Consider the following 5,130-nt stretch of genomic DNA (forward strand, 5'->3'; position numbering starts at 1 on the left):
CCAGCGTGGTGGTGGCGTGGAAGCCGAGCCACGGCTTGCCTTCCATCGGGTGCTCGCCGGCCTGCGTCAGGACGGTGTCGAGCACCACTTCCTTGGTCACGCCGTTCAGCGTCAGGTCGCCGGTGATCAGCGCGGTGTCGTCGCCGGTCACTTCGATGCCGGTCGAGGTGAAGGTCACCAACTCGCTGTCATCGGTGGCGCCGAAGAAATCGTCGCTCATGAAGTGCTCGAAGCGGGCTTCCCAGCCGGTCAGCATCGAGCGCACCGGGAAGGAGACCTCGACGGAGGACGCGGCCGGATCTTCGGCGTCGAACGAGATATCGCCCGTGAAGCCCGAGAACATGCCGTAACCGGTCGAGAAACCGAGGTGGTTGTAAGAGAAGACGATCTGGCTGTGGCTGCTGTCGAGCGTGTAGCTCTCGGGGGCTGCGACTGCGGCGAGGGGAGTGGCCGCGATCAGGCCGGCGAGAAGAAGCGATTTCATGTCGGGCTCCGTCAGGATGAAAAGGGGTCGTTCGGGCAGGATCCCAGTGAGCCTGCCGATGACGGATAGATGGCGGTTTGCTGCGCTGCCGCAACTGCCGCTTCCCCCACAGGAACCGTTCGAAAACGAACACTTGTCTTGCAGATTTCCGCGCAGCCGGGCGTCCGGGTCGGCGTCGCTCCGCGCGCAGGCAGGTCAGACTGCAGCGCCCGGCAATCAGCGTGAAGACCGAGAGTCCCGCCCGCATGAGCGCCGCCTCCTCCGTCAGCGGCGCGAGCCAAAGCCCCATCGCCACCATGACGAGCCCCGCGCCCCGGCGAAGGCGGTCATCAGCCCCCCCAGCCACAGCGCCCCGCCGACCGATCCATTGGGGGCCAGTCTGGTGCATCTCTGCGGCATCACTCATCGCTCGACTCCTGTCGCGGCACGGGCATTCTGCCCTTGATCTTCTGCCGCGAGCCTCGGCATCAATCCCGCCGGGTATGCTGCGACATGCGGCGGACTTCCGGGCAAGGCCCCGCCCCGCAGACACCGCACCAAAGGCCTGGCCCGACGCGGCCGTTCGCGCTTGATCCTGCCGCTCACCGGTGTATATGGGCGCATCCCTTCGCGTGAACGTTTCAACCGCGCAGTCTCTCGTGGGCAGGTGCGGAGGGTGAGCCTGTCCTATGAAATGCGCCCAGACAGAAATGGAGCTCACATGCCGCTTTACGAGCATGTTTTCATCGCGCGTCAGGACCTGTCCAACGCGCAGGCCGAAGGCCTCGTCGAACATTTCGGCACCGTCCTCTCGGACAACGGCGGCAAGATCGTCGATTCCGAGTACTGGGGCGTGAAGACCATGGCCTACAAGATCAACAAGAACCGCAAGGGCCACTACGCCTTCCTGCGCACCGATGCGCCCGCCGCAGCCGTGCAGGAAATGGAGCGCCTGATGCGCCTGCATGACGACGTGATGCGCGTCCTGACCATCAAGGTCGACGAGCACGCCGAAGGTCCGTCGGTCCAGATGCAGAAGCGCGACGAGCGCGAAGGCCGCCGCGAGCGCCGCAACTAATCACCTGAAGAAGAGGAGTTAAACCATGGCTGCAAAACCGTTTTTCCGCCGCCGCAAGGTCTGCCCCTTCTCGGGCGACAATGCACCTGCCATCGACTACAAGGACACGAAGCTGCTGCAGCGCTACATCTCGGAGCGTGGCAAGATCGTTCCGTCGCGCATCACCGCAGTGTCCGCGAAGAAGCAGCGTGAGCTGGCCCGCGCCATCAAGCGCGCCCGCTTCCTCGCCCTTCTCCCCTACGTCGTGAAATAAGGAGACAGGCACATGCAAGTCATTCTTCTTGAGCGCGTGGCCAAGCTCGGCCAGATGGGCGATGTCGTCGACGTCAAGGCCGGCTATGCCCGCAACTACCTGCTCCTGCAGGGCAAGGCGCTGACCGCCTCGAAAGAGAACATCGCCCAGTTCGAAGCGCAGAAAGCTCAGCTCGAGGCCCGTAACCTGGAGACCAAGCAGGAAGCCGAAGCCCTCGCCGACAAGCTCGACGGACAGCAGTTCGTCGTGATTCGCTCGGCATCGGACGGCGGCAACCTCTACGGCTCCGTCACCACCCGTGACGCCGCCGATGTCGCGACCGCCGAAGGCTTCTCGATCGACCGCAAGCAGGTCATCATCCGCCAGCCGATCAAGGAACTGGGTCTGCACGACGTCGAGGTGCACCTGCACCCCGAAGTGATGTGCGTGGTCACGATCAACGTCGCCCGCTCGCCGGAAGAGGCAGAGCTGCAGGCGTCCGGCAAGTCGATCCAGGAACTCGCTGCCGAGGAAGAGGCCCAGGCCGAATTCGAGATCTCCGAGCTGTTCGACGATCTCGGCGCAGCCGGTTCCGACGATGCCGACATCGTCGACACCCCGGAAGGCGACGACAGCGCGAACTGATCCCAGGGATCTTGATCGCGGCGGTCACGCCAATGCCAAAAAAGAGACCGCGCCGGCAAACCCGGCGCGGTTTTTTTATGCATCCACTCCCGTTTTGCGAGACTTACAGCAAAAAATAGAATCGCGTACGGTTTGTTTCGGCAATTATTCGCTCCTGAATGTGCCGAATGTTCTCTTTCCTGATCGAACTCCGTCACCAAAAAACTAAGAATTAAACAGGATTACATCTAAAACTTGCTCCCCGTCGTGACAGCGTGCACCTCCCCCCGGTCCGACACCGGACGCGGTTTCCGGGCAGCAAGTAGAAAGGGCAGAAAAAGACGTGACGTTGGAACAACGCATCGCAGCACGAGTTCGCCAGCATAGGCAAGCCGCAGGGCTCACCCAGTCGGAACTGGCGAACAAGATCGGGGCACACACCCAGCAGATCTACCGGTACGAGACAGGCGGCGGGCGGATCCCCGCGACCCATCTGTGCGAGATCGCCCGTGTGCTTGCGCTACCGCTCGAGGCATTCTTTGACGAACAGACCGATATCGGCACCGACGACGAACTTCTCCTGCGCGACACGCGCACCGTCGCCATGCTGCTCCGCTCGCTCTCTGCAGAGCGCCGCAGCGCCATCATCGACCTGTTGAGGGCCATGGCAGCGGAGTGACCGCCGGCCGCCTCTGAGCCAAGCAAAAAGGCCGCCCCTTGGGGCGGCCTTTTCGTATTCTGGCGGGCGATCCGGAAGACCGCCCGGTGATCCCGGGATCACTCCTCGTCGAGCGCCTCGACGGCGGTCTGGAGCTCGTCCTTAGAAACTTCCTTCTCGGACACCTTGGCCTGAGCCGCGATGTGATCGATGACCTTGTCCTCGAAGATCGGCGCGCGCAGCTGCTGCTGCATCTGGGCGTTCTGGCGCACGAAGTCGAAGAAGGCGCGTTCCTGGCCCGGGTACTGGCGGGCCTGGCTCATGATCGCCTGGGTCATCTCGGCGTCGGTCACCTCGACCTCTGCCTTCTGGCCGATCTCGGCGAGCAGCAGGCCAAGGCGCACGCGGCGCTCGGCGAGCTTGCTGTGCTCTTCGGTCGGCTCGATGGCGCCGTGGTCGTGGCCGTGATCTTCCGGGTGCTCTTCGTGGTAGAGCTGGTGGGCGATCTGTTTGGCCTCGGCGTCGACGAGGGTCGGCGGCAGCTCGAAGCTGACCAGCGCGTCGAGCTTGTCGAGCAGGTCACGCTTCATCACCTGGCGCGCGGCACCGGCGAATTCCGCCTCGAGGCGCTCGCGGATCTGGCCCTTCAGCGACTCCAGGTCCTCGGCGCCGAACTTCTTGGCGAGCTCGTCGTCGACCTCGGCCTCGACGGGCTCTTTCACGGCCTTGACGGTCACGTCGAAGACGGCCGTCTTGCCGGCGAGGTGCTCGGCACCGTATTCCTCGGGGAAGGTGACCTCGACGGCCTTCTCTTCCTCGGCCTTCACGCCCACGAGCTGCTCTTCGAAGCCCGGGATGAAGGAGTCGGAGCCCAGCACCAGCGGGTAATCCTCGGCGGCGCCGCCCTCGAAGGGCTCACCGTCGACCTTGCCGACGAAGTCGATCACGACCTGGTCGCCATCCTTGGCCTTGAAGTCCTGCGCGGTCTTGGCGAGCGAGGCCAGAGCCTCGTCCACCGACGCGTCGTCGGCCTTGACCACGAGCTTCTCGATCTCGACGCCCGAGAGGTCGACCTCCGGCACGTCCGGGAGCTTCTCGTAGGACATCTCGACGTTCACGTCGTCGCCTTCTTTCCAGTCCTCGTTGGTCATCTTGACCTGGGGCTGGAGCGCGGGACGGTCGCCGCTCTCTTCGAAGTGCTTCGACATCGCCGCGTCGATCTCTTCCTGCATGGACTCGCCGAGCAGACGCTCGCCGAACTGCTTCTTGAGCAGCGGCATTGGCACCTTGCCCTTGCGGAAGCCCTTCATTTCGATCTCGGGCTGCGCTTCCTTGAGCTAGCGTTGACCTTGGCGTCCAGTTCCTCGGCGGTGAGGATGAGCTCATAGGCGCGCTTCAGACCTTCATTCAGCGTCTCGGTGACCTGCATGTCATCTTCCTTGGTTCTTGCGCGGCCCCGTCTCTCAGCGCCGCCTGTACTCTGTCGAATTTGCGGTCTTCTATGCGTCCGCGCCCTTGCGCGCAAGGCGGATTTGCGTGCCGCGCTGCGGCATCTCCATGGCTCGGCACGGGACCGCGAAACAACCGCTTGCCAGCCGCCCGGTGCTGAAGTAATCAGACCGCCGATGCGGGTGTAGCTCAATGGTAGAGCAGGAGCTTCCCAAGCTTAAGACGAGGGTTCGATTCCCTTCACCCGCTCCACGCCCCCCGGCCTTTCCGACATACGCCAGCCGCAGCAAGCTGACCCTTGCCAAGCGCGCCCTGCCCGGTCACAGATCGGGGCAGCCATGACCTTCCGTTTCGTACACAGTTCCGACCTTCACCTCGGCCGCCGCTTCGCGAACATTCCCGAGCCGGCCGACGGCAACATCCGTGGCCGCCTGATGGAGGCCCGCCACGCGGCGCTCCTGCGCCTCGCCGAGGCCGCGCGGCAGAGTGGCGCGCAGCATATCCTGCTGGCGGGCGACAGCTTCGACACCGCCACGCCCTCGCCCACGCTGATCCGGCAGACGCTGGGCGCCATCGCCGAGGACGAGACGCTCACCTGGTGGCTGCTGCCCGGCAACCACGACAAC

Annotated in this window: 6 protein-coding genes, 1 tRNA gene and 1 pseudogene; 6 read left to right on the plus strand and 2 right to left on the minus strand. The window is 64.1% G+C overall.

Features of this window, described 5'->3' with window-relative positions; genetic code table 11:
* The coding region (locus HC022_RS18785) for a YceI family protein (RefSeq protein ID WP_167453440.1) at positions 1 to 484 on the minus strand (484 nt) is incomplete at its 3' end.
* A gap of 700 nt (positions 485 to 1,184) precedes the next feature.
* Between HC022_RS18785 and rpsF the strand changes: the two genes are divergently transcribed.
* From rpsF to HC022_RS18805, 4 genes are all read left to right on the plus strand, one after another.
* The gene (gene rpsF / locus HC022_RS18790) at positions 1,185 to 1,541 is read left to right on the plus strand and encodes a 30S ribosomal protein S6 (RefSeq protein WP_167453441.1); all 357 of its coding nucleotides are present in this window, start codon (positions 1,185 to 1,187) and stop codon (positions 1,539 to 1,541) included.
* A gap of 25 nt (positions 1,542 to 1,566) precedes the next feature.
* Positions 1,567 to 1,794, plus strand: coding sequence for a 30S ribosomal protein S18 (rpsR, locus tag HC022_RS18795; RefSeq protein ID WP_008883620.1), 228 nt, complete (start codon positions 1,567 to 1,569; stop codon positions 1,792 to 1,794).
* A 12-nt stretch (positions 1,795 to 1,806) separates the two neighbouring features.
* Positions 1,807 to 2,418, plus strand: coding sequence for a 50S ribosomal protein L9 (gene rplI, locus HC022_RS18800; RefSeq protein WP_008885840.1), 612 nt, complete (start codon positions 1,807 to 1,809; stop codon positions 2,416 to 2,418).
* Between the two features lie 328 nt (positions 2,419 to 2,746).
* Positions 2,747 to 3,076 (plus strand): helix-turn-helix transcriptional regulator, encoded by a 330-nt coding sequence (locus tag HC022_RS18805; protein ID WP_089961518.1) that lies wholly within the window; start codon positions 2,747 to 2,749, stop codon positions 3,074 to 3,076.
* A gap of 98 nt (positions 3,077 to 3,174) precedes the next feature.
* Here HC022_RS18805 and tig read toward each other — a convergent pair.
* A pseudogene (gene tig / locus HC022_RS18810) lies at positions 3,175 to 4,484 on the minus strand (trigger factor).
* Between the two features lie 198 nt (positions 4,485 to 4,682).
* Here tig and HC022_RS18815 point away from each other — a divergent pair.
* Positions 4,683 to 4,756, plus strand: a tRNA-Gly gene (locus tag HC022_RS18815).
* 86 nt (positions 4,757 to 4,842) lie between these two features.
* Positions 4,843 to 5,130 (plus strand): metallophosphoesterase (locus HC022_RS18820; RefSeq protein WP_175583644.1); only part of this gene is annotated, 288 nt, incomplete at its 3' end.

The organism is Salipiger sp. HF18 (assembly GCF_011806505.1).
In the GTDB taxonomy this organism is placed as follows: Bacteria; Pseudomonadota; Alphaproteobacteria; order Rhodobacterales; family Rhodobacteraceae; genus Salipiger; species Salipiger thiooxidans.